General features: G+C 65.6%; 20 protein-coding genes, 1 tRNA gene and 1 riboswitch. Of the genes, 4 read left to right on the top strand and 17 right to left on the bottom strand.

Going from position 1 to position 23,679, the window contains the following annotated elements; genetic code table 11:
* Positions 1-88: 88 nt before the first annotated feature.
* The 3 genes from ACZ9BC_RS22245 to ACZ9BC_RS22255 form a co-directional block, all read right to left on the bottom strand.
* Positions 89-1,591, bottom strand: coding sequence for a threonine/serine exporter family protein (locus ACZ9BC_RS22245; protein WP_476247857.1), 1,503 nt, complete (start codon positions 1,589-1,591; stop codon positions 89-91).
* 67 nt (positions 1,592-1,658) lie between these two features.
* Positions 1,659-2,975 carry a peptidoglycan bridge formation glycyltransferase FemA/FemB family protein gene (locus ACZ9BC_RS22250; RefSeq protein WP_476247858.1) on the bottom strand — a complete coding sequence of 439 codons (1,317 nt, stop codon included), beginning with the start codon at positions 2,973-2,975 and terminating at the stop codon, positions 1,659-1,661.
* Between the two features lie 128 nt (positions 2,976-3,103).
* Positions 3,104-4,237: a lipid II:glycine glycyltransferase FemX gene (locus ACZ9BC_RS22255; RefSeq protein ID WP_476247859.1), complete on the bottom strand. Its 1,134-nt coding sequence runs from the start codon at positions 4,235-4,237 to the stop codon at positions 3,104-3,106.
* Positions 4,238-4,362: 125 nt separating this feature from the next.
* Between ACZ9BC_RS22255 and ACZ9BC_RS22260 the strand changes: the two genes are divergently transcribed.
* Positions 4,363-4,908 carry a TspO/MBR family protein gene (locus ACZ9BC_RS22260; RefSeq protein ID WP_476247860.1) on the top strand — a complete coding sequence of 182 codons (546 nt, stop codon included), beginning with the start codon at positions 4,363-4,365 and terminating at the stop codon, positions 4,906-4,908.
* Positions 4,909-4,941: 33 nt separating this feature from the next.
* Here ACZ9BC_RS22260 and ACZ9BC_RS22265 read toward each other — a convergent pair whose 3' ends face one another.
* The 5 genes from ACZ9BC_RS22265 to ACZ9BC_RS22285 form a co-directional block, all read right to left on the bottom strand.
* Complete coding sequence (locus ACZ9BC_RS22265; RefSeq protein ID WP_476247861.1) at positions 4,942-6,399, bottom strand: L-serine ammonia-lyase; 1,458 nt, start codon at positions 6,397-6,399, stop codon at positions 4,942-4,944.
* 64 nt (positions 6,400-6,463) lie between these two features.
* Positions 6,464-6,874 (bottom strand): glycine cleavage system protein GcvH, encoded by a 411-nt coding sequence (gene gcvH / locus ACZ9BC_RS22270; RefSeq protein WP_476247862.1) that lies wholly within the window; start codon positions 6,872-6,874, stop codon positions 6,464-6,466.
* A 550-nt stretch (positions 6,875-7,424) separates the two neighbouring features.
* Positions 7,425-8,573 carry a glycine cleavage system aminomethyltransferase GcvT gene (gcvT, locus tag ACZ9BC_RS22275; RefSeq protein ID WP_476247863.1) on the bottom strand — a complete coding sequence of 383 codons (1,149 nt, stop codon included), beginning with the start codon at positions 8,571-8,573 and terminating at the stop codon, positions 7,425-7,427.
* Between the two features lie 8 nt (positions 8,574-8,581).
* Positions 8,582-11,470 (bottom strand): aminomethyl-transferring glycine dehydrogenase, encoded by a 2,889-nt coding sequence (gcvP, locus tag ACZ9BC_RS22280; protein WP_476247864.1) that lies wholly within the window; start codon positions 11,468-11,470, stop codon positions 8,582-8,584.
* Positions 11,471-11,654: 184 nt separating this feature from the next.
* Positions 11,655-11,752: riboswitch (glycine riboswitch) on the bottom strand.
* A 92-nt stretch (positions 11,753-11,844) separates the two neighbouring features.
* Positions 11,845-12,381 (bottom strand): TetR/AcrR family transcriptional regulator, encoded by a 537-nt coding sequence (locus ACZ9BC_RS22285; RefSeq protein WP_476247878.1) that lies wholly within the window; start codon positions 12,379-12,381, stop codon positions 11,845-11,847.
* Positions 12,382-12,464: 83 nt separating this feature from the next.
* Between ACZ9BC_RS22285 and ACZ9BC_RS22290 the strand changes: the two genes are divergently transcribed.
* Positions 12,465-14,030, top strand: a complete 1,566-nt coding sequence (locus ACZ9BC_RS22290) for an MFS transporter (protein WP_476247865.1) — start codon at positions 12,465-12,467, stop codon at positions 14,028-14,030.
* Positions 14,031-14,128: 98 nt separating this feature from the next.
* Here ACZ9BC_RS22290 and ACZ9BC_RS22295 read toward each other — a convergent pair whose 3' ends face one another.
* Positions 14,129-14,608 carry a Dps family protein gene (locus ACZ9BC_RS22295; protein ID WP_079597866.1) on the bottom strand — a complete coding sequence of 160 codons (480 nt, stop codon included), beginning with the start codon at positions 14,606-14,608 and terminating at the stop codon, positions 14,129-14,131.
* Between the two features lie 221 nt (positions 14,609-14,829).
* Between ACZ9BC_RS22295 and ACZ9BC_RS22300 the strand changes: the two genes are divergently transcribed.
* Entirely contained in the window at positions 14,830-16,383 is a 1,554-nt protein-coding gene (locus tag ACZ9BC_RS22300) for an APC family permease (protein ID WP_476247866.1), read from the top strand.
* 106 nt (positions 16,384-16,489) lie between these two features.
* Here the strand turns inward: ACZ9BC_RS22300 and ACZ9BC_RS22305 are convergent, their stop codons facing one another.
* From ACZ9BC_RS22305 to ACZ9BC_RS22315, 3 genes are all read right to left on the bottom strand, one after another.
* Positions 16,490-17,041, bottom strand: a complete 552-nt coding sequence (locus ACZ9BC_RS22305; protein ID WP_476247867.1) for an AMIN-like domain-containing (lipo)protein — start codon at positions 17,039-17,041, stop codon at positions 16,490-16,492.
* A gap of 274 nt (positions 17,042-17,315) precedes the next feature.
* Positions 17,316-17,618: a DUF4193 domain-containing protein gene (locus tag ACZ9BC_RS22310; RefSeq protein ID WP_079597890.1), complete on the bottom strand. Its 303-nt coding sequence runs from the start codon at positions 17,616-17,618 to the stop codon at positions 17,316-17,318.
* A 113-nt stretch (positions 17,619-17,731) separates the two neighbouring features.
* Positions 17,732-17,914 carry a hypothetical protein gene (locus ACZ9BC_RS22315; protein ID WP_476247868.1) on the bottom strand — a complete coding sequence of 61 codons (183 nt, stop codon included), beginning with the start codon at positions 17,912-17,914 and terminating at the stop codon, positions 17,732-17,734.
* Between the two features lie 141 nt (positions 17,915-18,055).
* On the opposite strand from ACZ9BC_RS22315, the gene ACZ9BC_RS22320 reads away from it, so the two are divergent.
* Entirely contained in the window at positions 18,056-18,403 is a 348-nt protein-coding gene (locus ACZ9BC_RS22320) for a hypothetical protein (protein WP_079597891.1), read from the top strand.
* A 30-nt stretch (positions 18,404-18,433) separates the two neighbouring features.
* On the opposite strand, the gene ACZ9BC_RS22325 is transcribed toward ACZ9BC_RS22320, so the two are convergent.
* The 5 genes from ACZ9BC_RS22325 to ACZ9BC_RS22345 all read right to left on the bottom strand — a co-directional run bounded on the left by ACZ9BC_RS22325 (position 18,434) and on the right by ACZ9BC_RS22345 (position 23,670).
* A complete protein-coding gene (locus ACZ9BC_RS22325) occupies positions 18,434-19,687 on the bottom strand; it encodes an MFS transporter (protein ID WP_476247869.1) in 1,254 nt (417 codons plus the stop codon).
* A 12-nt stretch (positions 19,688-19,699) separates the two neighbouring features.
* Positions 19,700-21,868, bottom strand: coding sequence for an elongation factor G-like protein EF-G2 (locus ACZ9BC_RS22330; protein WP_476247870.1), 2,169 nt, complete (start codon positions 21,866-21,868; stop codon positions 19,700-19,702).
* A 141-nt stretch (positions 21,869-22,009) separates the two neighbouring features.
* Complete coding sequence (locus tag ACZ9BC_RS22335; protein WP_476247871.1) at positions 22,010-22,432, bottom strand: ChaB family protein; 423 nt, start codon at positions 22,430-22,432, stop codon at positions 22,010-22,012.
* Positions 22,433-22,528: 96 nt separating this feature from the next.
* A tRNA-Thr gene (locus tag ACZ9BC_RS22340) sits at positions 22,529-22,605 on the bottom strand.
* A gap of 189 nt (positions 22,606-22,794) precedes the next feature.
* On the bottom strand, positions 22,795-23,670 hold the full coding sequence (locus ACZ9BC_RS22345; RefSeq protein WP_476247872.1) for a DsbA family protein: 876 nt from the start codon (positions 23,668-23,670) through the stop codon (positions 22,795-22,797).
* Between the last annotated feature and the right edge of the window lie 9 nt (positions 23,671-23,679).

Consider the following 23,679-nt stretch of genomic DNA (forward strand, 5'->3'; position numbering starts at 1 on the left):
ATCAACCCAAACCCATAGCCCAAGCCAGAGCTCCGGTGAGGCGAGGGCATACTTTCTCCCATCACGGAGCGACAGCGACGCGGGATCGCTAGCGGCGGCGGGCGCGGCGCCGCTCGTTGCTGGCCAGGCTCCTGGTCAGCGGCCGGGCGAGTGTGTCGCCAAGGACAATGCCTGCCGCCGTGCCCAGGACGATCGCCCCGGCGCTCAGCATGTTCCCGGCACCAACCAGGATTTCCGACTCTTCAACCGTGAGCACGTACATGGACCGGAAGATGGTGAGGCCCGGCAGCAGGATCAGCGCGGCGGGCACCGCAACCACCAGCTGGGGCGCGCCCATCCGAAGCGCCACGACGCGCGCCAGCAGCCCGATGACCACGGCGGCGAGAGCGGGCGAGAACCGGTCACCGATGCCCAGCAGGCCGCCGCCGAGCAGGACGAGGTAACCTGCGACGCCCACAGCCGCCGTGGGCAGGAGGAGCTGCCAGCTGGTCTGTTCGGTAATGCCGATGGCCATCACGGCCACGGCCACGAAGATAATCAGCACCCACAGGTCATATGCGGGCGGGAAGGTCTCGGTGACATCGATCCGCTCCATGCCGGTCAGTTCGCCCACCACAAAGGCCACGGCGATGCCCGCCACGATGGCGCCGAACGTCAGCAGCGTCGAAAGGAACCGCCCGGCCGCCGTGACCGGGAAGCCGTTGATGGCGTCCTGGACGGAGGAAACGAGGCGGCCCGTGGGCAGGAGCAGCAGGATGCCGCCCACCACCACGATGGCCGGCGAGGTGGTCAGCCCGAACTGCCAGAGCAGCAGTGCCAGCTGCGTCACCACGAAGGAGCAGCTGGCCGTGATGAAGAAGTCCGGCACCCGCCACCGCCCCAGCTGCCGGGCCAGCAGGCTCACGCCGATATTGGCCGCGAACGCGATGGCCGACGAGACCGGCCCGCCTCCAAGGACGCCAACGAACACGGCAGCGAAAATGCCGAAGGCCACCGTCACCATCCAGCGGGGAAACGGTTTGGGGCTGGTAATGGCCTCGTTGAGCCTCCGGATGGCCTCATCCCGGCCCACTCCCCCGGCCACGATGTCGGTCACCAGCTGGTGCACTTTGGCCAGTCCGGCATAGTTGTTGGTCCAGGAGCGGACGACCCGCAGCAGCGCAATCGGCGTCTGGTCCTTGGGCGCATAGTTGATGCCCACGGACTGGTTGGTGATGTCCACCTCGATGTTCTTCAGTCCCAGCGCGGCGGTGACGGCGATGATGCTGGTCTCCACCTCCAGGGCACCGGCCCCGTACCGGAACATGGTTTCGGCGAGGTGCAGGGCGAAGTCCAGGGTCTTGCGGGCGGACGTGTCCACACCGCCTACCTGGATGGTGGGGTTGGCGTAGGGGCTGCCGGCGAGCCGGTCCACGATACTCAGCGGCGCCGTCGGAGGGTTCTCGCTCTGGACCAGCCGGCGCAGCATCCTCTTGGCGGCGGCGTTCTGCCTCAGCTGGGCGGGAGTCAGCGGCTCCGTCTTGGGCAGGCCGTCAGTGTGCGGCCTGCCTTTGGGGTACCCGGCCCCGGGGTGTTCGGGCAGGTCTGTCATGGTTCCCTCCTCCCAATGCAGGTGAACTGTTCGTTTGTGTGATCAGTGGGCTGGTGCAGCCAGCCGGTCAGGCGGAGCGCCTTCCGGGCAGCTTGCCCAGCACTGTGCGGGCCGCTGCGGCGGCCGCGCGGGCCAGCCGGTTGGCGTGGAACACGGCGGGCCGGACGGGCAGCACGAAGTCGCCCACCAGTTGGACCACCTCGCCGCCGAAGCCCTTCTTGAAGGCGTAGCCGCCGTGGCCTTCCTGGTCCTGCCCGGAGATCCCGAATGTCCCGTAGAAGTTGTAGCGCGGATACCCCTTTTCGAGGGCGTGCAGCATCATGCCCCAGTACAGCGAGGTGGCGCCGTTGAAGTAGATGTAGTCCTGGACGGTGCCGCCGATGACGCACACCACCTCGTCGCCGTAGCAGACGAAGTGGATGGCTGCCACGGTGGCCACACCCACCGAGTCGGGGAAGCGTTCGATGTCCTTCAGGCTGCGTTCGTAGCTGTCCACGAGGTCCTGGACCACCTTGAGCCGGTTGGCCTTCTTCTTGCTGCCCGTCTCCTCCACCTCGCGGCGGAGGTCCGCGGCCGTGGCTGACTCGGCGGCCAGGCGGTCTGTGATGGACTTGCGGTAGGCCGGGATGTCGATTTTGGCCATCATGAGTTTGGTGAACTCGGGTGATGTGGTGCGCAGCAGGTGCTCGTAGTACGCGCGTTCGCGGTACACGAAACCCTTTTCGTCGCCGGCGTGGCTGAGGGCACCGTAGAAATCATCAAGGGTGTCCAGGGTGGCCTGTTCCAGGAACACGCCATTCTTCTCTGCCTTGCGGATGGCTTTACGGGTGCGGTAGCTGGTGCCCATGATGAGCTCCTCCGCGTCCTGGATGCCTTCGAGGCTCTTGATAAACATCCAGTTCACGTTGACGAAGTTCATGTCCAGGCCCTGGTGCTGGAACCCGAGCCCTTCGAGCCGGGCCACCAGGGGCCGGTTGTCCTCCACCTCGGGGTGTTCCGCGCCGTCCTCGTCACGGGCGATGTACTTGAGGTTCGGCGAGATCCGCAGTTCCGCGGCGTTGCGTTCGGCGGCCCGCTTGCGGAGAAGTTCGACGACGGCGCGCACCAGTTCGGGGTCGTCGTAGTCCATCAGGGGGCCCTTGGCGCATTCACACACCGTGTATCCCAGGCGGGTGGTGGTGAAGTTCAGCTTCCCGGCCGCCACCAGTTCGCCGTCGCGCCGGACTCCGAAGAGTTCCACCTGCTGCCCGCGGGCCCGCTGGAACCGGGCAAAGTCGACGGACTGCAGGAAGCTGTTCTGCGGATGCTTCAGGGCGAAGGCCTCAAAGTCGGCATCGCTGAGGACCGCGAACTCAAGGTCTGTGGCGGTAGGAACTGGAGTCAAGGGAATTACCTTCTTCATATCTCTTTCCGGCCTGCAGGGCAGCCGCGGGGCGGTACGGTGTTCGGGCGGAGGCGCAGCCGCGGTGCGGCTGATCTCCAGGACGGCCTGGGGTCAGGTTCGCCGTGTGGTCAGTAGAACTGCTGGCCGGTCCGTGCCGTTTCAATCCGGCGAAACACCCGTTCAGCGCCCTTGACCCACAGCTTGTGCCGGAGGGGAGACAGGACGTAGTCGTGGCACCCCACGAAGTCGGTCACCGTTTTGGTGAAGCTGGTCTTGAACATCCCCATGCCGTAAAGCGTGTGGCTCTTGTCCTTGATGCGGGAGGACGGCGGCGTGCCGCAGAAGTCGTATTCGGTGCAGCCCAGTGCCTGCATGCGGCGGATGGCCGTCCACTGCACCAGGTGCGAATCGCCGTATTGCTTGCGGTTCTGCGTGGAGCCGCCGTCCTTGTAGGTTGCCTTGGCGCCGTAGTTGATCACGAAGGCGCCGACGCTGGGTTTCCCGTCCTCGTAGGCAAAGAAGAAGTGCCCCTGGCCGCGGTTGCAGAACTCGTCCCAGAACGCGGCATAGTAGTCGTAGCTGCGCAGGGGCATGGACCCCTTGGCCTTAACGGTGTCCGCCATAAGGTCGTAGAGTGCCCGGTACGTTTCAGGGCCCTGTTCCTTGCGGACCACCTCGCAGCCTTCCCGTTCCGCGCGCCGGATGGCGTTGCGGGCGCGGGAGGAGATGGCTTTGAAGACGGCTTCTTCAGGCTGGGAGATGTCCAGCAGCGCGGTGGAATCGTTGGACTGGATGTTGGGCGCCTTGACCAGTCCGGCGGCTGCAATCTGTGCCTGGGCATCGCCGGAGTCAATGATGTCCGGCTCCACCTTGATGGTGAAGACGTTCAGTTTGCGGCTGCGGACAAACGCGGCACAGGCGTCGAGGGCTGCTTTCAAGTCTTCTGCCGCCGCCAGATCGGGGCCCTTGATGAGGTACCACAGCCGGCCGAGCACGGGGAACTTCTTTTCCAGCACCAGGTTGTAACTGGCGGTTCCCGGGCTTTCAAGCACCAGGAACCGGACTATCCAGCCGCTGCCGTTCTTCACCGACGCGTAGGCCGCCGACTGCAGCATATTGCCGCCGTTCGGATTGGCCGTGACGTGCTTGTCCCAGTTTTCAATTTCCTCGGCTGTGGCAAAACGTGCGGTGAATTCTCGCAAGGGGGCCGTGTCCAATCGGGTTGATGCGCGGTTTCGGTACTCGTAGCTGCGTGCGGACATGCAGCCTCAAGTCTAAAGCCTGCGGCGGTCCCGGCTTTCCGCCGCGGGCGGATGTGCAGCCTGCCGCCATGTTCCCGTAGGGCCCACGCCTTGACTCGGGCAGGGGCGTTCGCAAGGGTGGGAGGATGCAGCCGAACCCGGAACAGTTGATGCCGCTGCCTGAAGGACGCGCCCGGACGTACAGCGCCGGAGTCCAGGCGGCAGCCCTGGCCGGCTTCCTGGCGGCGTCCTTCCTGGTTGCCGCCCTGGGGGGACTGGCCACCGTCAACAACGTGGATGGCTGGTATGCCACAGCGGACAAGGCGCCTTGGTCGCCGCCCAACGGCGTGTTTGGACCGGTGTGGACCGTGCTGTACACGGCAATGGCGGTTGCTGCGTGGCTGGTGTGGCGGAAACGGACCGGCAGGACAAAGGCCGCGCTCACTGTTTATGGCATCCAGTTGGGCCTTAACCTTGCCTGGACTCCGGTCTTCTTCGGCCTGTATCCCACGCTTGGCCCCGCAGCACTGTGGCTGGCGCTGGCCATCATCCTGGCCCTGATCGCCGCCGTCACCCTCACCGTCCTGCAGTTCGGCCCCATCAGCAGGACGGCCGGCCTGCTCCTGCTGCCGTACGTTGCGTGGCTGGTGTTCGCCACCACGCTGAACTGGTGGGCCGCCGCCCACAATTAGCCTGCCGTCCACAACGGACAGCGGCTCCTGGGATCAGCATTCGACGACGTTGACGGCGAGGCCGCCCATGGCGGTTTCCTTGTATTTGGAGGACATGTCCTTGCCGGTTTCGCGCATGGTGATGATGACCTCGTCGAGGGAGACGCGGTGGGTGCCGTCGCCCCAGAGCGCCATTTTCGCGGCGTTGATCGCTTTCGCGGCGGCGATCGCGTTCCGTTCGATGCACGGGACCTGGACCAGCCCGCCGATCGGGTCACACGTCAGGCCCAGGTTGTGTTCCATCGCGATTTCCGCGGCGTTCTCCACCTGCGCCGGGGACCCGCCCATCACCTCGGCCAGGCCCGCGGCCGCCATCGACGACGCCGACCCCACCTCGCCCTGGCAGCCCACCTCCGCCCCGGAAATGGATGCCTGTTCCTTGTAGAGCACCCCGACGGCACCGGCTGCCAGCAGGAACTTCACCACGACGTCGTCGCGGTCCTGCTGGCTGGCGTTGTCCATGCCCGGGGCGAAATGCAGCGCGTAGAACAGCACCGCCGGGATGATCCCGGCCGCGCCGTTGGTCGGGGCGGTCACCACCCGCCCGCCCGAGGCGTTCTCCTCGTTCACGGCCAGCGCGATCAGGTTCACCCACTCCTGCCAGTACTTCGGGTCATGGAAGTCCTGGTCCTGCCCGTCACTGTCCGGGGTGCCGTTGTCCGCGGTGTCAGGTTCCAGGCGTGAGCTTTCCTTCTTCAGCCGCTCGTACCAGTCCGGGGCCCGGCGGCGGACCTTCAGCCCGCCCGGCAGCACACCCTCACGCTTCAACGACGTGTGAACGCAGTCCTCCATCACGGACCAGATATGCAGCAGCCCGGCCCGGATGTCCGCCTCAGTACGGGAAGCCTTCTCGTTGACCAGCATGACATCGCTGATGCCTAACCCGGTTTCACGGCAGTGCTCCAGGAGCTCGGCGGCGGTGCGGAACGGCAGCGGCAGTTCCTTCTTCGACTCCTCCAGCTCCTGCTGCGCCGCGTCCTCCTCACCCTCACGGACGATGAACCCGCCACCGACCGAGAAGAACGTCGCCGTGTGCAGCACCTGACCGTCGGCACCGGTGACGGTGAAGGTCATCCCGTTGGTGTGCCGCGGCAGGACAGTCAACGGCCGCAGCACCATGTCCTTCACCCCGTACGGCAACGCCACCGCCCCGGCCAGCTGCAGCACACCGGTCTCCGCGATCGCAGCCAGCCGGGCCTCCACCTCATCGGGCAGGATCAGCTCCGGATGGAACCCCTCCAACCCCAACAAAATCGCGGTCATCGTCCCGTGCCCGTGACCGGTCGCAGCCAAAGACCCATACAGGTCCACCCGCAACCCCGCCACCTCCGACAGCGCCCCGGAAGCCTTCAACTCCTCCGCAAACACAGCAGCAGCCCGCATCGGACCCACAGTATGGGAACTCGAAGGCCCGATCCCAATCGAAAAGAGATCAAAAACACCAACAGCCATGACGGAAATCCTTACTAAAACACTGCGATCGGGGAGGTAGCTGAGCTGTTCTTCCGGTTCAACGCTACGCGCTTGCAACCCCGTCGGCGCGGTCCAGGTCGCCGCCGTTTTTCGACGCGTATTCCTGCGCGGACAGCAGCGGTCCTTCGGACTCCGCGGCCACTTTAAAGAGCCAGCCTGCGCCGTAGGGATCGTTGTTGATCAGGGCAGGATCGTCCACGACAGCCGGGTTGGTCTCCACCACTTCGCCGGACACCGGGGCGTACAGATCAGAGACGGACTTCGTGGATTCCACCTCGCCGCAGGTCTCCCCCGCGGTCACCGTGGAACCAACCTCGGGCAAGTCCACGTACACGATGTCGCCGAGGGCATCCGTCGCGACGGCAGAAATCCCCACAGCCACAAGGTTCCCACCCTCCCGGGCCACCCACTCATGCTCGTCGGAATACTGAAGTTCAGCGGCTACTTTGGGCATCTCTTTTTCCTTACGTAATCAAATGACAGAAACTCATCGTGGCTGGGTTGGGTGGCGTGTGGCCGAATTCCTCCGCGTACTGGCTCGTTCCTCGCCTCTGACGTACGCTTCCGGAAGCCGCCCACCCGCCAAAGCAATGTCACCTTTGAGAGCGCAACAGTTCCACCGCAACAAACACCCTGCCCAACCGCACATTCTCAATCCCTGTCGAGGCGGGTGGTCCGGAAGAACGAATGAACCAACGGCAGGCGGGACTTCCTAAAAAATTGGGCAGTCCTCCACCCAGGGGCGCAGAGGACTCGGCCCATCCCCAGAACTTAGTGGTTCACGCAGCGCCAACAAGGCACGCACGCAAAAACCCAAGGTGACGAACGGAGCCCCTTTGGGCCCGGTATCCGGAGACGTGCTCCCCACCGTCTCCCTAACAGTGGCGACCATGCCTCCGAGGGCTGGCTGGCCGGGCTTTTCGAAAGCGTGCGTCAAAGCGACGAAGGAGCAGCACGCGTGAAAAGTCCGGCCTGGCAGCCCGGACGGCACGGCAACGGCGGGGCTACTTTTGGCGCTTGTAGAACGGCAGTTCGACGACTTCGAAGGGCTCTGCCTTGCCGCGGAGGTCGATGTCCAGGGCGGTGCCGGGTGCGGTGTGTTCTACGTCGACGTAGGCCATTGCGACGGGGTATCCGAGGGTGGGTGAGGGCTGGCCGGAGGTCACCTCGCCGACAGTGACACCGTCCTTGAGGACCGGGTAGTGGGCGCGGCCGGCGCGGCGGCCCAGGCCCTTGAGCCCTACCAGGCGGCGGCCCGAGGTAGTGCCTGCGCCTGCTTCTTTCTTCGCCGCCAGAGCGGCCTTGCCCACAAAGTCGCCTTCCTTGGACAGTGCGACGACGGGACCCAGCCCCGCGGCGAACGGGTCGCCCTGCAGCGAGAGTTCGTTGCCGTAGAGCGGCATCCCGGCTTCAAGGCGGAGGGAGTCCCGGCATGCCAGCCCGGCGGGCGTGAGCTCGCCTTCGTCGGCGATTGCGATAAGTGTCTGCCAGAGGGCGGCCGCGGCGTCGTTGGCCACGAAGATCTCGAACCCGTCCTCGCCGGTGTACCCGGTACGAGCCAGCAGGAGTTCCTGCCCTGCCCCGGCCACCAGGAACGGCACCTCGACGGCGGCGTAGTACTTCAGCTCCGTGACGGCGCTGTGGTTCGCGGCCGGCACCAGCCGGAGCAGCAGCTCCTGTGCCTTCGGGCCCTGGACGGCGATCAGGGAGGTGCTGGCGGACGCATCCCGGACATCGACATCGAAGCTGGCTGCCCGTTCTGCCAGCGCCGCGGCCACCACTGCTGCGTTGCCGGCGTTGGGGACCACCAGGAACACGTCGGTGCCGTCCGGCGCTGCCGGGCGCCGGTACGTGATGAGGTCGTCGATGATGCCGCCGTCTTCGTTGCAGATCAGCGAGTACTTGGCCTTGCCCACCGGCATGGCGGAGATCCTGCCCACCAGGGCGTAGTCCAGGAACGCGGCCGCATCCGGGCCGGTCACCCAGACTTCACCCATGTGGGACAGGTCGAACAGCCCAGCGCTCTTGCGGACCGCGTGGTGTTCGGCCAGTTCGGAGCTGTATTTGAGCGGCATCTGCCAGCCGCCGAAGTCGGTGAAGGATGCGCCCAGTTTTTTGTGCTCGTCATAGAGAGCGGTGTACTTCTCAGGCATGCTGGTCCTTAGTTCTCGAAGTCTTCAAGCGGCGGGCAGGAGCAGACGAGGTTGCGGTCCCCGGCTGCGCCGTCGATCCTGCCCACAGGCGGGAAGTACTTGTCCTGCTTGAGGTGGTGGACCGGGAAGGCGGCCTGTTCCCGCGGGTAGGCGCGGTCCCAGTTGGAAGATACGACGGCGGCTGCCGTGTGCGGTGCCCGGCGCAGCGGGGAGTCGGCCACCGTGAAGTCGCCGGCAGCGACCTGGTCGATTTCGTGCCGGATGGTGATCATGGCTTCGATGAAGCGGTCCATCTCGGCGAGGTCCTCGGACTCGGTGGGTTCCACCATCAGGGTGCCGGCTACCGGGAAGGCGAGGGTGGGGGCGTGGAAGCCGAAGTCGATGAGCCGCTTGGCCACGTCCTCGGCAGTGACACCGGTCTTCGCCGTCAGCTCGCGGAGGTCCAGGATGCACTCGTGCGCCACGAGTCCGCCTTCGCCGGTGTAGAGGACGGGGAAGTGTTCGTTGAGGCGGGAGGCGATGTAGTTGGCAGCCAGGAGCGCGGACTTGGTGGCCTCGGTCAGGCCCTCGCCGCCCATGAGCTTCACGTATGCCCACGAAATCGGGAGCACACCGGCGGAGCCGAAGCGGGACGCGGAAATCGGTACGTCGTTGCCTTTGGTCCACGACGTGGCGTCGCCCGGCATGAAGGGTGCCAGGTGTGCCTTGGCTGCGACCGGTCCGACGCCGGGGCCGCCGCCGCCGTGCGGGATGCAGAAGGTCTTGTGCAGGTTCAGGTGCGATACGTCGCCGCCGAACTTGCCAGGTTGGGCCAGCCCGACCAGGGCGTTGAGGTTTGCACCGTCGATGTAGACCTGGCCGCCGGCTGCGTGGATGGCGTCGCAGACCTCGCGGACGTCGGCGTCGTACACACCGTGGGTGGAGGGGTAGGTGATCATGATCGCCGAAAGGGCGTCCTTGTGCGCGTCGATCTTGGCGTACAGGTCAGCATGGTCGATGGTGCCGTCGGCGGCGGTGGCCACGACAACAACCTTCATGCCGGCGAGGACGGCGGAGGCAGCATTGGTGCCGTGCGCGGAGGCCGGGATCAGGCAGACGTTGCGCTGGTCGTCGCCTCGGGACAGGTGGTAGCCGCGGATCGCGAGCAGGCCTGCAAGTTCACCCTGGGAACCGGCGTTGGGCTGGATGGACACCAGGTCGTAGCCGGTGATCTCGGTCAGCTGTGCCTCGAGGTCAGCGATCAGCTCACGCCAGCCCTCGGTCTGCGAATCGGGGGCGAAGGGGTGGATCGAGGCGAACTCCGGCCAGGAGATGGCTTCCATCTCCGCGGTGGCGTTCAGCTTCATGGTGCACGAACCCAGCGGGATCATGGTGCGGTCCAGCGCCAGGTCCCGGTCGGACAGCTTCCGGATGTACCGCAGCAGCTGGGTCTCGGAGCGGTGGGTGTTGAACACCGGGTGCTGCAGGTAGCCACTGGAGCGTTCGACGGCGGGGTCCAGCGCAAAACTGCCGGTGGATCCAACCGCTTCGGCGCCGAAGACGGAAACGACGTCGGCGACGACCGCCGTCGTGGTGGTTTCATCAACGGAGATGCCCACGGTGTCGGCGTCGATGCCGCGCAGGTTGATGCCCTTGGCCTCGGCGGCCGCAACGATTTCGGCAGCCCTGCCGGGCACGCGGACGGTGACCGTGTCGAAGAAGGAGGTGTGCAGAACCTCTGCCCCGGCAGCTTTCAGGGAAGCAGCCAGCGTGCGGGCGTGGCGGTTGGCGGTCTGGGCGATCGCCTTCAGCCCCTCGGGGCCGTGGTAAACGGCGTACATCGACGCAACGATGGCCAGCAGGGCCTGCGCGGTGCAAATGTTCGACGTCGCCTTCTCGCGCCGGATGTGCTGTTCGCGGGTCTGCAGCGCAAGCCGGTAGGCGGGGACACCGGCGTCGTCCTTGGACACGCCCACCAGGCGGCCGGGCATGGAGCGCTCGAGCCCCTTCTGGACTGCCATGTACGCGGCGTGCGGGCCGCCGAAAAACAGCGGGACGCCAAAACGCTGGGCCGAGCCGACGGCGATATCGGCGCCTTGCTCACCCGGCGGGGTGATCAGGGTCAGCGCCAGGAGGTCAGCCGCCACGGTCACGAGCGCGCCGCGTTCCTTGGCTTCAGCGATAACGGCGGAGTGGTCGAAGACGCGGCCCGAAACGCCGGGCTGCTGCAGCACGATGCCGTTGATGGCACCCTCCGGCAGGCCCGCGGACAGGTCAGCGATTTCAACCTCGAAGCCGAGCGCCTCAGCGCGGCCCTTGACGATCGCGATGGTCTGCGGCAGGCAGTCCGCGTCCAGGACGGTCTTGCCATCCCTGGCGTCCTTGTTCTTGTTCGCGCGGCGCATCATGAGTACCGCTTCGGCCACGGCGGTGGCTTCATCGAGCAGGGACGCGTTGGCGATGGGCAGGCCAACGAGGTCCTGGACCATGGTCTGGAAGTTCAGCAGCGCCTCAAGCCGGCCCTGCGAAATTTCAGGCTGGTACGGGGTGTAGGCCGTGTACCAGGCCGGGGATTCCAGGATGTTGCGGCGGATCACGGGCGGGGTCACCGTGTCGAAGTAGCCCTGGCCGATCATCTGCACGGCCGTCCTGTTCTTGGCTGCCAGCTTGCGCAGTTCGGCGAGCGCTTCCACCTCGCTCAGGGCCGCGGACAGTTTCAGCGGGGTTTCCTGGCGGATGTCCTTGGGGACCGCCGTATCAACCAGGGCGTCCACGGTGTCGAAGCCGACGGCTTGCAACATGGCGTCGACGTCGGCCTGGCGCCGTGCGCCAATATGACGGTCAACGAAAGTGGCAGCGGCCGGGGAGGCGGAGGCCGGGGAGGCGGAGGCCGGAGATACGGTCACGAGGAACTCCATAATTCAGGTGGCGCAGGGTACGCCACATCGATTCGGGTTCCTCCCCGCTCTGTATTGGACCTGAGAGTTTCCGCGTTGCCGTGCTTGCGCATGGCCCCGCTTGCACCGTCGGTGAGCACAACAGTCCTTGGTCTCCCGGAGCCAGGATGGCCCAGGCGGACTGCCTGCTGCTTTCCAGAGGTGCCTCGCCGCGGCGGTACATGGGCCTGTGAGATTCCTGGGGAGGGTTTGCTCCTACGGCGCCTGCTTGTACTTTCGGCAGAACTCTCCCGCCGCAGATCAAAGGCTATTCATTTGGATTGCCGCGAACGGCCGGTGACGGCCTTCACAGCCTCCAATTGTCCTACGCCGCAGCCTTTCGGGCAAATGGCTGCCTACCTGCGCAGGCGCTCCAGGGCAGCAAGGAGATTGTCCACATCCGCGGCGGCACCGCCTTCCGGCATGGGGCCGACGGCCAACATGGCATTGAAGTAGAGCCCGTCCCCCATGTAGAGCACTGCTTTGGCCAGTGCCGGGCCCACATCGGCGGCGATCTCGTCCAGCCAGCGCTGCTGGATGGCAGCGAAGCGGCGGCGCGTTTCCTCGTGTGCCACTTCTGCGAGCCGGGTCGCGGCGACGATTGCCCGGTCCAGCGGGGTGTCAGCCCAGACGGAGGACCTGATGAAGTATGCGGCGGCCCCCTCCTCCGCCTTGGCCATGGCATCGGCGTCGGCTCCGGCCAGTTCGTCCAGCCGGTCCAGCAGCACCTGGATCAGGGCTTCCTTGTTGGGAAAGTGGTAGAGCAGGCCGCCCTTGGAAACCCCGGCCTTCGCCGCGACGGCATCAAGGGTGGCTGCACGCTCCCCCACATCGATCAGCAGGGCTTCAAAGGCGTCAAGTACGGCGTCGCGGGCTACGGGCTTCCGGGGCATGCCTCTAATCATGCCTTCCTCCACGCACCATTCCTCAAACCCAGCGATTCGTAACTATACCGTCCAGACGGTACAGTTATGGCATGACCATTTCCGCTGGCACCACCAGGACCTTCGCATCCGCTTCCGGCAGTCCGTTTTTCCGGGCCCCGTGGCGCGACTGGCTTGCCCTGGGACTGCTGATGTTCCCGGTGCTGCTGGTCGCGGTGGACAACACCGCGCTGACGTTTGCCCTGCCCGCCATCGCAGGTTCACTGGACCCCTCCGGAGTCCAGCTCCTGTGGATCGTGGACGCGTACCCGCTGGTGCTTGCAGGGCTGCTGGTGTCCATGGGAAGCCTGGGCGACCGCATCGGCCGCAGGAAGCTGCTGATCACCGGCAGCATCGGCTTTGCCGCACTGTCCGCCGCCACCGCCTTCGCACCGAGCCCGGAGTGGCTGATCGCCGGCCGCGCATCCCTGGGATTCTTCGGCGCCATGCTGATGCCCTCCACGCTGTCCCTGATCCGCAACATCTTCCCGCAGCCCAACCGCCGCCGGTTGGCCGTCGCCATCTGGGCGGCAGGGTTCTCAGGCGGCGCCGCCCTGGGACCGATCTTCGGCGGCTGGCTGGTGGAGCAGTTTTGGTGGGGCGCGGTCTTCCTCGTTGCCGTTCCCCTCATGCTGCCCCTCCTGGCCTTCGGACCTGTATTCATTCCTGAATCGAAGGACCCGTCACCCGGGAAGGTGGACGTTCCCAGCATCCTGCTCTCCCTGCTGGTCATGGTTCCGGTGGTCTACGGAATCAAGGACATTGCCACCGAGGGTCCGGGACCGGCAGGCCTGGGCAGCATGGCGTTCGGACTGGTGATGGCAGCCGCTTTTGTCCGCCGGCAGCTGACGCTGGCCAACCCGCTCCTGGACATGTCCCTGTTCCGGAACAGGGTGTTCAGCATGGCCATCGCGGCCAACGTCCTGGCACTGTTTTCCTTCAACGGCTTCATCCTTTTCCTGGCCCAGCACCTGCAGCTCCTTGAAGGCATGTCCCCCTCCTCTGCGGGGATTGCAATGATCCCGGCGCTGGTGGCCACGGTGGTGGCAGGCCTGGTTGTTGTGCCGCTCGTCCGGCGGGTGCGGCCCGGATTCGTGGTGGGAACAGGACTGGCCTTCAGCGCCGCCGGCTACAGCCTTGTCACCTTCGGCAACCACAGCGGCGGCCCGGCACTCCTGTTGGCGGCCCTCCTGATCCTTGCCGTGGGCGTGGGCACTGCCGAGACCATTTCCAACGACCTCATCCTGGGTGCTGCACCGCCCGAGAAGTCGGGTGCGGCGGCAGCGATTTCAGAGACGGGCTACGAGGTGGGTTCGCTCCTGGGCACGGCGGTATTGGGGTCCATCCTGACAGCCTCCTACCAGCACAACCTCCGGCTGCCGGCCGGACTGCTGGAAGCCACGCCATCCGCCGCCACGCACAACGCCGGCGAAACGCTCGCCGGCGCCATGGAAGTCGCCTCGGCATTGCCTGCTCCGCTGGCGGGCGCCGTCCGGGATGCCGCGGCCGCAGCCTTCAACTCGGGGGTGCACATCACGGCCGCCATTGGGCTGGTGCTGATGGCGACGGCGGCAGTGCTCGCCGCCGTCGTGCTCCGCAAAGTGCCGAAGGCCGCCTAGGGCGGCGCGTAACACCGGACCGGACAGCAAAAGGCGCCCAGCGCCGGAGCATTGCTCCGGCGCCGGGCGCCTTGTTTACTGCTGCCTGATACCCGGTGCTACTTGGCGTCCGGGGCGGTGACGCTGGCGGTGGGCTTCATTGTTTCGGCGTTCACCATCCAGGCAAACTGCTCCAGCTTGGCGATGAACTCATGCAGCAGGTCGGCACTGGTGGGATCTTCCTCATCCACCTCGTCGTGGACCTTCCGCATGGTTCCCACGGCAGCCTCAAGGGCTGCGACGATCCGCTCAATGGCGTCCTTGGTGCTGATCAGGCCCTCGGGGAACTGCGCCAGGCTGGTGGCTTCGGCAACCGTGGAGCTGCGGCCGTCCGGAAGCGCGTGCAGTGCACGCATGCGCTCCGCCGTATCATCGGCAAACTGGCGCGCCGCGTCCACGATTTCATCCAGCTGAAGGTGGAGGTCCCGGAAGTTGGTACCCACGATGTTCCAGTGGGCCTGCTTGCCCTGGAGGTGCAGTTCGATCAGGTCCGTGAGCACGGCCTGCAAATTGTTGGTCAGTGTCGGTGAAGCTTTCATGCGTCCTCCTCATTGGTCCAGTAACCCCGAACCTACCAGCCCTGCAGCGCGCGGCGGCGGGGACGCCGGCAATTTCTCAGTGAGCTTACTAATTTGCACGAAGGGACATAAACGAACGTGATTCATATTTCCCCTTGCGTACGCAGCTCCGCACCCTCATACTAAATGAACGCCATTCATATAGTGACCGTCGTCATAATGTCTTCCCAGAAAGTGGTGCCATGACAGAGACAATCCGCACCAGCACGCCCTCCCCCGGCCCCAGCAGCAACAATTCCGCCGCCGGCATCACCGCCAAAGGACTGAAGGGCGGGCAGCTCGGGCTCCTCGCCGTCGTCGTCCTTGGCATTTCCACCATTGCCCCCGCCTACACCCTCACCAGCGCACTGGGCCCCACCGTCAACGAAGCCGGACTCCAGCTGCCCGTCATCTTCCTGATCGGTTTCATTCCCATGATCCTGGTCTCGCTCGCCTACCGGGAGCTCAACGCCGACTCCCCGGACAGCGGGACCACGTTCACGTGGGTCACCAAGGCCTTCGGACCCTGGGTGGGCTGGATGGGCGGCTGGGGCCTGCTGGCCGCCAACATCATCGTGCTGTCCAACCTCGCCGGCGTAGCCGTCGACTTCTTCTACCTCTTCCTGTCGCAGCTGACTGGAGCCCCGGAACTGGCGGACCTGGCGGCCAACAAAGCCTTGAACGTGCTGACCTGCTTTGTATTCGTGGCCCTGGCCGTCTGGGTCAGCTACCGCGGGCTGCACACCACCAAAGTGGTGCAGTACGGCCTGGTGGGGTTCCAGCTGCTGGTCCTGGGCCTGTTCGTGGCCATGGCGTTCGCCAACTGGTCCAGCTCTGAAACGGCCATCCCTTTCAGCTGGGAATGGTTCGATGTCACCAAGATTGAAACCTTCGGCCAGATTGCGGCAGGGATTTCGTTGTCCATCTTCGTGTACTGGGGCTGGGACGTCTGCCTCACGGTGAACGAGGAAACGGCGAACGGCAAGAAGACCTCCGGCCTGGCCGGCACCCTCACCGCAGTCATCGTCCTGGCCATCTACCTGCTGGTCAGCATCGCCACCATGATGTTCGCCGGCGTGGGCGATACCGGCAACGGCCTGAACAACACCGACATCCACGAGAACATCTTCACGGCCCTGGCCTCCCCCATCATGGGCCCCTTCGCCATCCTGATGTCCCTTGCGGTGCTGTCCAGCTCCGCCGCGTCCCTGCAGTCCACGTTCATGTCGCCGTCGCGCAGCCTGCTGGCGATGGGCCACTACGGTGCCCTGCCGGAGCCGTTCAGCCGGGTCAGCAGGAAGTTCGCGACGCCGGGCTTCGCCACCATCGCGGCCGGCGTCATGTCCGCCGGGTTCTACGCAGTGATGCACGTGGTCAGTGAAAACGTCCTCAATGACACCATCCTGGCCCTGGGCCTGATGATCTGCTTCTACTACGGGCTGACCGCCCTGGCCTGCGCCTGGTACTTCCGGCACAGCGTCTTCAGCAGCATCCGCAACTTCGTCCTGCGGCTCCTGTGCCCGGTGCTCGGCGGAGTAGGCCTGTTCGTGGTGTTCGGCCAGACCGCCGTGGACAGCCTTGCGCCCGAGTTCGGCAGCGGTTCCGAGGTGTTCGGCGTCGGGCTGGTCTTCGTCCTGGGTATCGGGATCCTGGCCCTTGGCGCCGTGTTCATGCTCATCATGGCCGGGGTCCGGCCCGGCTTCTTCCGGGGCGAGACCCTGAAGCGGGACACCCCCGCATTGGTGGTTCCCGAGTAGGCCAAGGCTGCCTCAGCAGCACAAGCACAGAAAAGGTGCCGTGCCCCCGCGATCCGGGGGCACGGCACCTTTCTGTTGTGGCCGGTCATTTAAGGCCAGCGGACTGTCACCAGAAGTGGGCTACGTCAATCACAAGGCGGGAGCCGGACCCCGGACCGTCCAGGGTGAAAACCCGGAACGGCAGGCGGGCACGGACGCCCAGGCCAACGTTGGTGTAGCCTTCAAAGCTTCCGGCCCAGGCAACCTGGCGGAAGGTCTGGTAACCCGCAACGTTGGCAAGTTCTGCCTGGTTGCGGGGCTCATACGTGGGCCTGCCGCTGTTGTTGTCGTAGGCCGGCGCTGTGAGAGTGACCTGCAGCCGTGCGCCGCCACGGACCGGGACGGTAAAGCCGGACCCGTCCTGGACAATCCGCGGTACGTAACGCACGGTGTACCCGGCGGCCGGGCCATTAAGGTCCACCACCATCCGGTCAAAGCAGTAGTGCTGCCCAGTCCGGATGTTGGTGACGGATGCGGTGGTGGGGTTTTCACTGGTTTTAGCCAGGGATCCCCAGCCCAGCCCGCAATACGATGTGGTTGCCGAGGCGGGCCCCGGAACCAGGAGTCCCAGCCCAACGGCCATGAGGATAGCCGTGAGCCAGATGGAGAGTTTTTTCATTGTGGTGCCACCCATGGAAGGAGCGATTGGATAGGTCAAGCCTAGGAGCGTCAAGGCCCCGAAACGAGGGCTGTGGCCGCTTCGGCGCGCAACCGTTAGGGTGCTCCCGCGCGCATCACGCCGCCATAAAACGAGGGGCGGATTTCGGCCTTTCTTGACCCTTTTGGTGCCCTTTCTGCATCCGCCCGTTACCGCTGGTAACGACGCCGGCGGGAGACGAAGAAACGCCGGCCACCCAAGGAGGGTGGCCGGCGCGTGGCTTCGTACGGAAAGCCTAGCCTTCGCAGTCGCGGCAGTACTTCATGCCGTTCTTTTCCCGCGCAACCTGGGAACGGTGGCGGACCAGGAAGCACGACGAGCAGGTGAATTCATCGGACTGCTCAGGAACAACAATGACGGTCAGTTCCTCGTTGGAAAGGTCGGCACCGGGCAGGTCGATGCCTTCAGCAGTGTCGTTCTCGTCAAGGTCAATGACCGCGGTCTGGGCGTTGCCGCCGCGTGACGCCTGAAGGGCCTCGAGCGAGTCCGCCGGAGTCTCTTCTTCCTGCTTGCGTGGGGCATCGTAATCGGTAGCCATAGCGTGTTCACTTTCGTTGCTGCGCAGCGCCATCTCAGGCACCTCAGTGAAGCAGTTTAGGGCATGATCCCATAACGGACGCAAGAGTGTGTGCAAGCAGACAGCGCGCGGGGTTAGAGCTCCTGGCCCGTGTGGTGCGCGCGGGCGTGCCCCGCCCCCACCGCCACTCCGCTCAGGGCCGGAAGCCAGCCCCAGCGGGTGGCGTCGGCCATGGCATCGGCGGCCTCGTCCGGGGACTCATAGGTGAAGGTGTCGGTGAGCCATGCGCGGAGCCGGCCAAGTAAATCAGCGGTCATTCCTGAAAGGTATGCGGTGATTGTTGTGGGCGCGTTTCCCGGCGGTCTCGCGGGCGTTAACCATGGCGGTTTCCCCGGCGCGGTCCTACGCTGGAATCCCTCCGGCTCCTGGCGGCCGGAACCCGCAGGGAAGGAACCATAATGGCGGCACGGCTTAACCGCACTGCATTCGCCCACGCCCGGGAGCTTATTAAGGCAGGCAAGGTTGAACGCGATGTCCGGGATGACTGGAGCGAACATGCTCCCTCCACGGACCAGGAAAACGCCTTCATCGACAAGCACGGCTTTGGCAGTTTCGCGGAATGGCACCTCGGCCGGGACGACGAAAAGTCGGAGGGCACCAAGGGCAGCGTCAGCTTTCCCTTTGGGGACTTCAGCAAAGTCCACCGCTGCGCCGTCATCTCCTTGGAAAGCAGGGCTGCCCAGTACGGGCACGACGACATCCGGGACGCCGCGAAGAAGCTGCTTGAGCTGATGGACGCAGACTGAACCACATCAACCGCTGCACCATGGCGCCCACTAAGGCGTTGCCGTCAGGTCAGTAGCCGTGTCTGCCTGCGAGCGCTGCCGCCGGCTCAGCAGGATGAACGGCGCGGCAAGCAGCTGCACCACACCGCTCACGGCGAGCGACGCCGGATAGCCATAGATGTCTGCGCTGCGGCCGAGCAGCGGCTGCACCACCACTCCGCCGCTTGACCCCATCAGGGAGTCGAAGCTGAGGACGGTTGCCCGCTGTTTTGAGGCAATCATGTCGTTCAGGTAGGCCTGCCGCACGGGAGTGCCTGCTGCACCCACCACGGCCCACAGGGCCAGCAGCACCAGGGCAAGCCAGAACGTGCTGGTGAACAGCAGCACCACCAGGATCAGTGAGCTGGCCAGGTTGCTGGCAATCAGCACGGTGGTCCGTTTCCGTACCAGCTTCCGGATGCGCGGTGCCATCCATCCGCCCACGATGTCCGCTCCCGCCACGATGGCAGCGGCCAGGCCGGCCACAGCGTAGGCCCGGGGATCCCCAAAGAGCTGCAGCAGGTACGGCTGCAGGGCGTAAAAGACGTAGAAGCCAACTCCTTCCGTGAACGGCGCGGCCAGCATGATGTACCGCACGGGCGGATGTTTCAGGCCGCCGTCCACCGAGGCTTTGAGGACCGCCCGGGTGGCCCGCAGGGGGTGGGCCGACCGCTCCGGCGTGAAACCGACGTCGTGCATCAGCAGGAACGCCACCGCGAACATGGCCACCAGTACGCCCACGCGCACCAGGAACGGCACCCCCAGGGTGGTGGCCTGGGCAATCACACCGCCTGCCACGGAGCCCGCGAGCATCGCCACCCCGCTGACCATCTGCCCGCGCCCGAGCACCGTTTCCAGCCCGCCTTCGTATCCGGAAAACCGCAGGGCGTCCACCAGCCAAGCTTCCACCGCCCCCGAAAAGAAGGTGAAACCCAGGCCGAGCAGTACGGACACCACCGCCCACCACAGGAACGGGGCCGACGCCTGCCAGAGCAGGTAGTACAGGAACGTGGAAACGGCCAGGGTAATGGTGCCCAGCAGGAACGACGTGCGGCGCCCCCAGCTGTCCGCCACCACTCCCGTGGGCACCTCGAAGAGCACCATGCCGGCTGTGAAGAAGGCGTTGGCGGCGAAGGCCTCCAGGTTGCTGAGGCCGGCGTCGAGCAGGAAAAGGGTGTTGATTCCCCAAATAAACGAGGTCGCCAGGGTGTTGCCCAGCGTCAGCGTCAGGTAGACCCGCTCGATTTTCCGGGCCGCCGGGTTCATGGCGTTATCGGCTCAGGACGGGCTGTAGCTCGCGGGCACAGGATCGTGCCGCAGGTAGCGGCGGGTGAACCGGCCTGTTCCGGAGGTCAGTGCCCGAAGTTCGACGGCGTAGCGCAGCAGTTCCTGGTCCGGCACCTCTGCGGCGATTTCCGTCAGCCCGTCCCCGGACGAGTTGGTGCCGGTGAGCCTGCCCCGGCGCCCGGAGAGGTCGCTCATGACAGAACCCACGTGCTCGTCCGTCACGGTGATGCTCACTTCCGACACCGGTTCCAGCAGCTGGATTTTCCCTCCGGCCGCCGCCTCGCGCAGGGCCAGTGCCCCGGCCGCCTGGAACGCTGCGTCCGACGAGTCAACGCTGTGCGCCTTGCCGCCCACCAGCCGCACGCGGACGTCCACCACGGGGAATCCGGCGGATACCCCCTTTTCCATCTGTGCCCGGACGCCCTTTTCCACGGACGGGATGAATGTTCCCGGAATAACACCGCCCACCGTCTTGTCCACGAACTCGAAACCGGCCCCGCGGTCCAGTGGTTCCACTTCGATGTCGCAAACGGCATATTGTCCGTGACCGCCGGACTGCTTCACGTGGCGGCCGTGCCCGGCGGACGGTGCCGCGAATGTTTCCCGAAGCGGAGTTACCACCTCCACGGTATGCAGCTTCACGCCCTGGTCCCGGAGCCTGTCCAGCACCACGTCAGCGTGGGCCTCGCCCATGCACCACAGCACCAGCTGGTGCGTTTCGGCGTTCCTCTCCACCCGCAGCGTGGGATCGCCGGCCGCGATTTTGCCCAGGCTCCGTGCGAGCGCGTCCTCGTCGCTGCGGGAGTCTGCTTCGACAGCCACCGGCAACAGCGGTTCGGGCATCTCCCAGGTGGTGAGCATCAGCGGCTTGTCCCGCGATGAAATGGTGTCGCCCGTTTCGGCGCTTCCGAGTTTGGCCAGCGCACACATGTCCCCGGCCACGGAGTAGGGCACGGGCCGCAGGGTGGCCCCGAGCGGGGAGTAGATGTGGGTGACGCGCTCGTCGGTGTCGTGGTCCTGGTGGCCGCGGTCCGCCAGGCCGTGGCCCCCAACGTGTACCGGCGAGTCCTCGCGCAGCGTCCCGGAGAACACCCGGACCAGGCAAATCCGGCCCAGGAACGGGTCGATGGACGTGCGCACCACTTCGGCCGCCAGCGGCCCCGACGGGTCACAGGCCAGAGATTCCCCCGGCTTGCCGGCCAGGTCCGTCACGTCGGGCAGGCTCCCCTCGGTGGGAGGCGGGAACGCGCGCACCAGCATTTCCAGCAGCTCAGCCGTACCCAGGCCGGTCACTGCGGACGTCGGAATGACGGGGAAGAAGGACCCGCGCGCGACCGCGGTCTCCAGGTCATCCACCAGGACTCCGGTATCGATGTCCTCGCCTTCCAGGTACCGGTCCATCAGGGTCTCGTCTTCGCTTTCGGCGATGATCCCCTCGATGAGCTCGCCCCGGGCTGCCTCCGCCGCTGCCAGTTCCTCGGCGGTGCCCTCGCGGGCGGCGGGGACCTCCCCGGAGGCGTAGTCGGTGACGGTGCGGGACAGCAGCCCCAGGAGGCTGGTGACATTCCCGCCCGACCGCACCGGGAGGTAGAGCGGCAGGACGCCGTCCCCGAACGCTTTCCTGCACTCGGCGAGGACGGCGTCGTAATTTGCGCGCGGATGGTCCATCCGGGTGATCACGACGGCGCGTGGCAGCCTCGCCTGCGCGCACTCGCCCCACAGGGCGGTGGTGGTGGCGTCGATCCCGTCAACGGCCGAGACAACAAAAAGGGCGGCGTCCGCTGCCCGCAGCCCTGCACGCATCTCGCCAATGAAATCGGGATAGCCCGGCGTATCCAGGATGTTGACCTTAATGTCTTCGATTAGCAGCGGCACCAGCGAGAGCGTCACGGACCGCTGCTGGTGGACCGCAGCGGGGTCCGAATCGCTGACGGTGGTCCCCTCGGCGATGGATCCCTTGCGGGTGATCATGCCGTTGGCGGACAACAGGCCCTCGATCAGGAGCGTTTTGCCCGCACCGGAATGCCCTACAAGCGCGATATTGCGGATCTGCGCTGGGTCCTCGGCCGCGATCCCGGCAGAAGCGTCCGCCCGGCGCGTCTCAGGTCCGTTCCGGCCGCCGGGTGTCCTCGCTGAGTCCTTGGTGCCTTTTACTGACATGGGATCCTCCTGGCGTCTTTGCCGTGCAACCCGTCCTAGCGTGTCCTCTGATTCGACACCCTGGGCGGCATTAGGGCAAGAGCGCCGGCGGTCCTGGACGCAGGCGTTCCCTTCCTGCCGGGCGATCCCCCGGGGGCCGGGCTACTTCCGCGCCTTGCGGGTGGCGGAGTCGTTCGCCTTTTGGAGCGCCTTGACCAGCTCGTCCTTGTCCATCTTCGAGCGGCCTTTGACGTCCAGCTCCTTGGCAAGCTTGTAGAGGTGCTCCTTGGACGCATTTGCGTTGACGCCGCCCGCGGTGGGTTCGGAGGAGCGGATGCCTTCCTCCGCACGCTTGTCCGAAGGGCCCCGCTTGTCCTTCGGCTCCCAGTGGTCGCCCACCTTCTCGTAGCTGTGCTTCAGGGATGCGTACGCGGCCCGGGCGGCCCGGCCTTCGTCGTTATCGTAGGACTCGAGGGCGGAGTCGTAGGTCTTGGCGAACGTATCCTGGGCTTTTTGTTCGGAACGCTGCAGGGTAGAGGGAAGCTCGTCCTTGCGGGCATGGTCGTTCTTGCCGGTCTTGGGCATGGCACCCGTCCTCCTTTTATCAGCAGGCTGATCATTCGGATGACACCAGCTTAATGCCGGATTCAGGGATACGCCCGGGACGGGCGCGGAAAGCAGTGGAGCCCCCTGTCGGATTCGAACCGACGACCCCCGCTTTACAAGAGCGGTGCTCTGGCCAACTGAGCTAAGGAGGCACACCCTTGCGGGCGGGCGCCTGAACGGCGCTAGATAAGGGTAGCCCAACACCCGCCGCTGGTAAAAATGCCCCTTCTGCCCGCTGCTGCCGGGAGCCCGGACGGGAACCAGCCACCCCAAGGCCACAGAAAAAGGCCCGTCCCGGAAGAAGATCCGGGACGGGCCTTGAGCAGGAAGTCCTGCCGGTCCTAGGCCTTGGCGTCGATGGCAGCCTGGATCTCGGCGTTCAGGTCGGTGCTGCCGTCCCACTGCTTGCCGTCGACAAAGACGGTAGGCGTTCCGGTGATTCCAACATTGGAAGCCAGCTGCGTGGAGTACTTGACGTAGGGACGGAAGGTCCTGTCGTCGACGCAGCTGTTGATGTCCGCACCAATGTCACTGGCCAGCGACTTCAGCTTGTCGTCGGAGAGGCCGGCGCCGCCCTCGGCGGGCTGGTTCGTGAACAGGAGATCGGCGTATTCGGCGTACTTCCCGGGAGCCTGGTCCGCTACGCAGGCGGCGGCGTTGGCTGCGCGGGACGAGTAGTTGGTGGTGGACTGGCGGTCCAGGAAGCCCAGCGGCCGGTATTCCAGGGAAATCTTGCCTTCGTTCCGGAGGCCTGTCAGGGCGTCGTTATAGGTGTCTTCGAACCGCTTGCAGACGGGACAGATGAAGTCGATGTAGGCCACTACCTTGACCGGCTGCCCTTCTTCGGCCTCGGCACCGGGGGCAACCACAGGGCTGGGCAGCGTCTCAGGCTTGGCGGGCACGTTGGCGATGTCCACGGTGGCGGCGTCCGTTGCCTTGACCTCCGTGTTGGCGAGCAGCGTGACGCCGCCGTTGACGTTGCCATTGGCGGGGACGGGTCCCTGGTCTGCAATGGGGGTGTTCTGCCGGATGCTGGTGGTGACCACCAGGGCCACGACCGCCAGGATGGCCACCACGGCCACCACGATGCCCCAGCCGATCAAGAGCTTGTTGCGCTTGTCTTTCTTAAGCTGGGCTTCGCGGATCAGGCGCGCTTTTTCCCGCGCCTCCGCGGTTCGCTCAGCTTTCGACTTACGTACTTCGTTTGCGGGGCTCATGTGTTCCTT

The sequence above is a fragment of the Pseudarthrobacter sp. TE3704 genome (assembly GCF_056279405.1).

What these genes read in the sequence shown, in the direction of transcription:
- ACZ9BC_RS22245 (WP_476247857.1), bottom strand. Translation starts at nt 1,591, where the DNA reads ATGACAGACCTGCCCGAACACCCCGGGGCCGGGTACCCCAAAGGCAGG.
- ACZ9BC_RS22255 (WP_476247859.1), bottom strand. Translation starts at nt 4,237, where the DNA reads ATGTCCGCACGCAGCTACGAGTACCGAAACCGCGCATCAACCCGATTG.
- ACZ9BC_RS22260 (WP_476247860.1), top strand. Translation starts at nt 4,363, where the DNA reads ATGCAGCCGAACCCGGAACAGTTGATGCCGCTGCCTGAAGGACGCGCC.
- ACZ9BC_RS22265 (WP_476247861.1), bottom strand. Translation starts at nt 6,399, where the DNA reads ATGGCTGTTGGTGTTTTTGATCTCTTTTCGATTGGGATCGGGCCTTCG.
- gcvH (WP_476247862.1), bottom strand. Translation starts at nt 6,874, where the DNA reads ATGCCCAAAGTAGCCGCTGAACTTCAGTATTCCGACGAGCATGAGTGG.
- gcvT (WP_476247863.1), bottom strand. Translation starts at nt 8,573, where the DNA reads ATGCCTGAGAAGTACACCGCTCTCTATGACGAGCACAAAAAACTGGGC.
- gcvP (WP_476247864.1), bottom strand. Translation starts at nt 11,470, where the DNA reads ATGGAGTTCCTCGTGACCGTATCTCCGGCCTCCGCCTCCCCGGCCTCC.
- ACZ9BC_RS22285 (WP_476247878.1), bottom strand. Translation starts at nt 12,381, where the DNA reads ATGCCCCGGAAGCCCGTAGCCCGCGACGCCGTACTTGACGCCTTTGAA.
- ACZ9BC_RS22290 (WP_476247865.1), top strand. Translation starts at nt 12,465, where the DNA reads ATGACCATTTCCGCTGGCACCACCAGGACCTTCGCATCCGCTTCCGGC.
- ACZ9BC_RS22295 (WP_079597866.1), bottom strand. Translation starts at nt 14,608, where the DNA reads ATGAAAGCTTCACCGACACTGACCAACAATTTGCAGGCCGTGCTCACG.
- ACZ9BC_RS22300 (WP_476247866.1), top strand. Translation starts at nt 14,830, where the DNA reads ATGACAGAGACAATCCGCACCAGCACGCCCTCCCCCGGCCCCAGCAGC.
- ACZ9BC_RS22305 (WP_476247867.1), bottom strand. Translation starts at nt 17,041, where the DNA reads ATGAAAAAACTCTCCATCTGGCTCACGGCTATCCTCATGGCCGTTGGG.
- ACZ9BC_RS22310 (WP_079597890.1), bottom strand. Translation starts at nt 17,618, where the DNA reads ATGGCTACCGATTACGATGCCCCACGCAAGCAGGAAGAAGAGACTCCG.
- ACZ9BC_RS22315 (WP_476247868.1), bottom strand. Translation starts at nt 17,914, where the DNA reads ATGACCGCTGATTTACTTGGCCGGCTCCGCGCATGGCTCACCGACACC.
- ACZ9BC_RS22320 (WP_079597891.1), top strand. Translation starts at nt 18,056, where the DNA reads ATGGCGGCACGGCTTAACCGCACTGCATTCGCCCACGCCCGGGAGCTT.
- ACZ9BC_RS22325 (WP_476247869.1), bottom strand. Translation starts at nt 19,687, where the DNA reads ATGAACCCGGCGGCCCGGAAAATCGAGCGGGTCTACCTGACGCTGACG.
- ACZ9BC_RS22330 (WP_476247870.1), bottom strand. Translation starts at nt 21,868, where the DNA reads ATGTCAGTAAAAGGCACCAAGGACTCAGCGAGGACACCCGGCGGCCGG.
- ACZ9BC_RS22335 (WP_476247871.1), bottom strand. Translation starts at nt 22,432, where the DNA reads ATGCCCAAGACCGGCAAGAACGACCATGCCCGCAAGGACGAGCTTCCC.
- ACZ9BC_RS22345 (WP_476247872.1), bottom strand. Translation starts at nt 23,670, where the DNA reads ATGAGCCCCGCAAACGAAGTACGTAAGTCGAAAGCTGAGCGAACCGCG.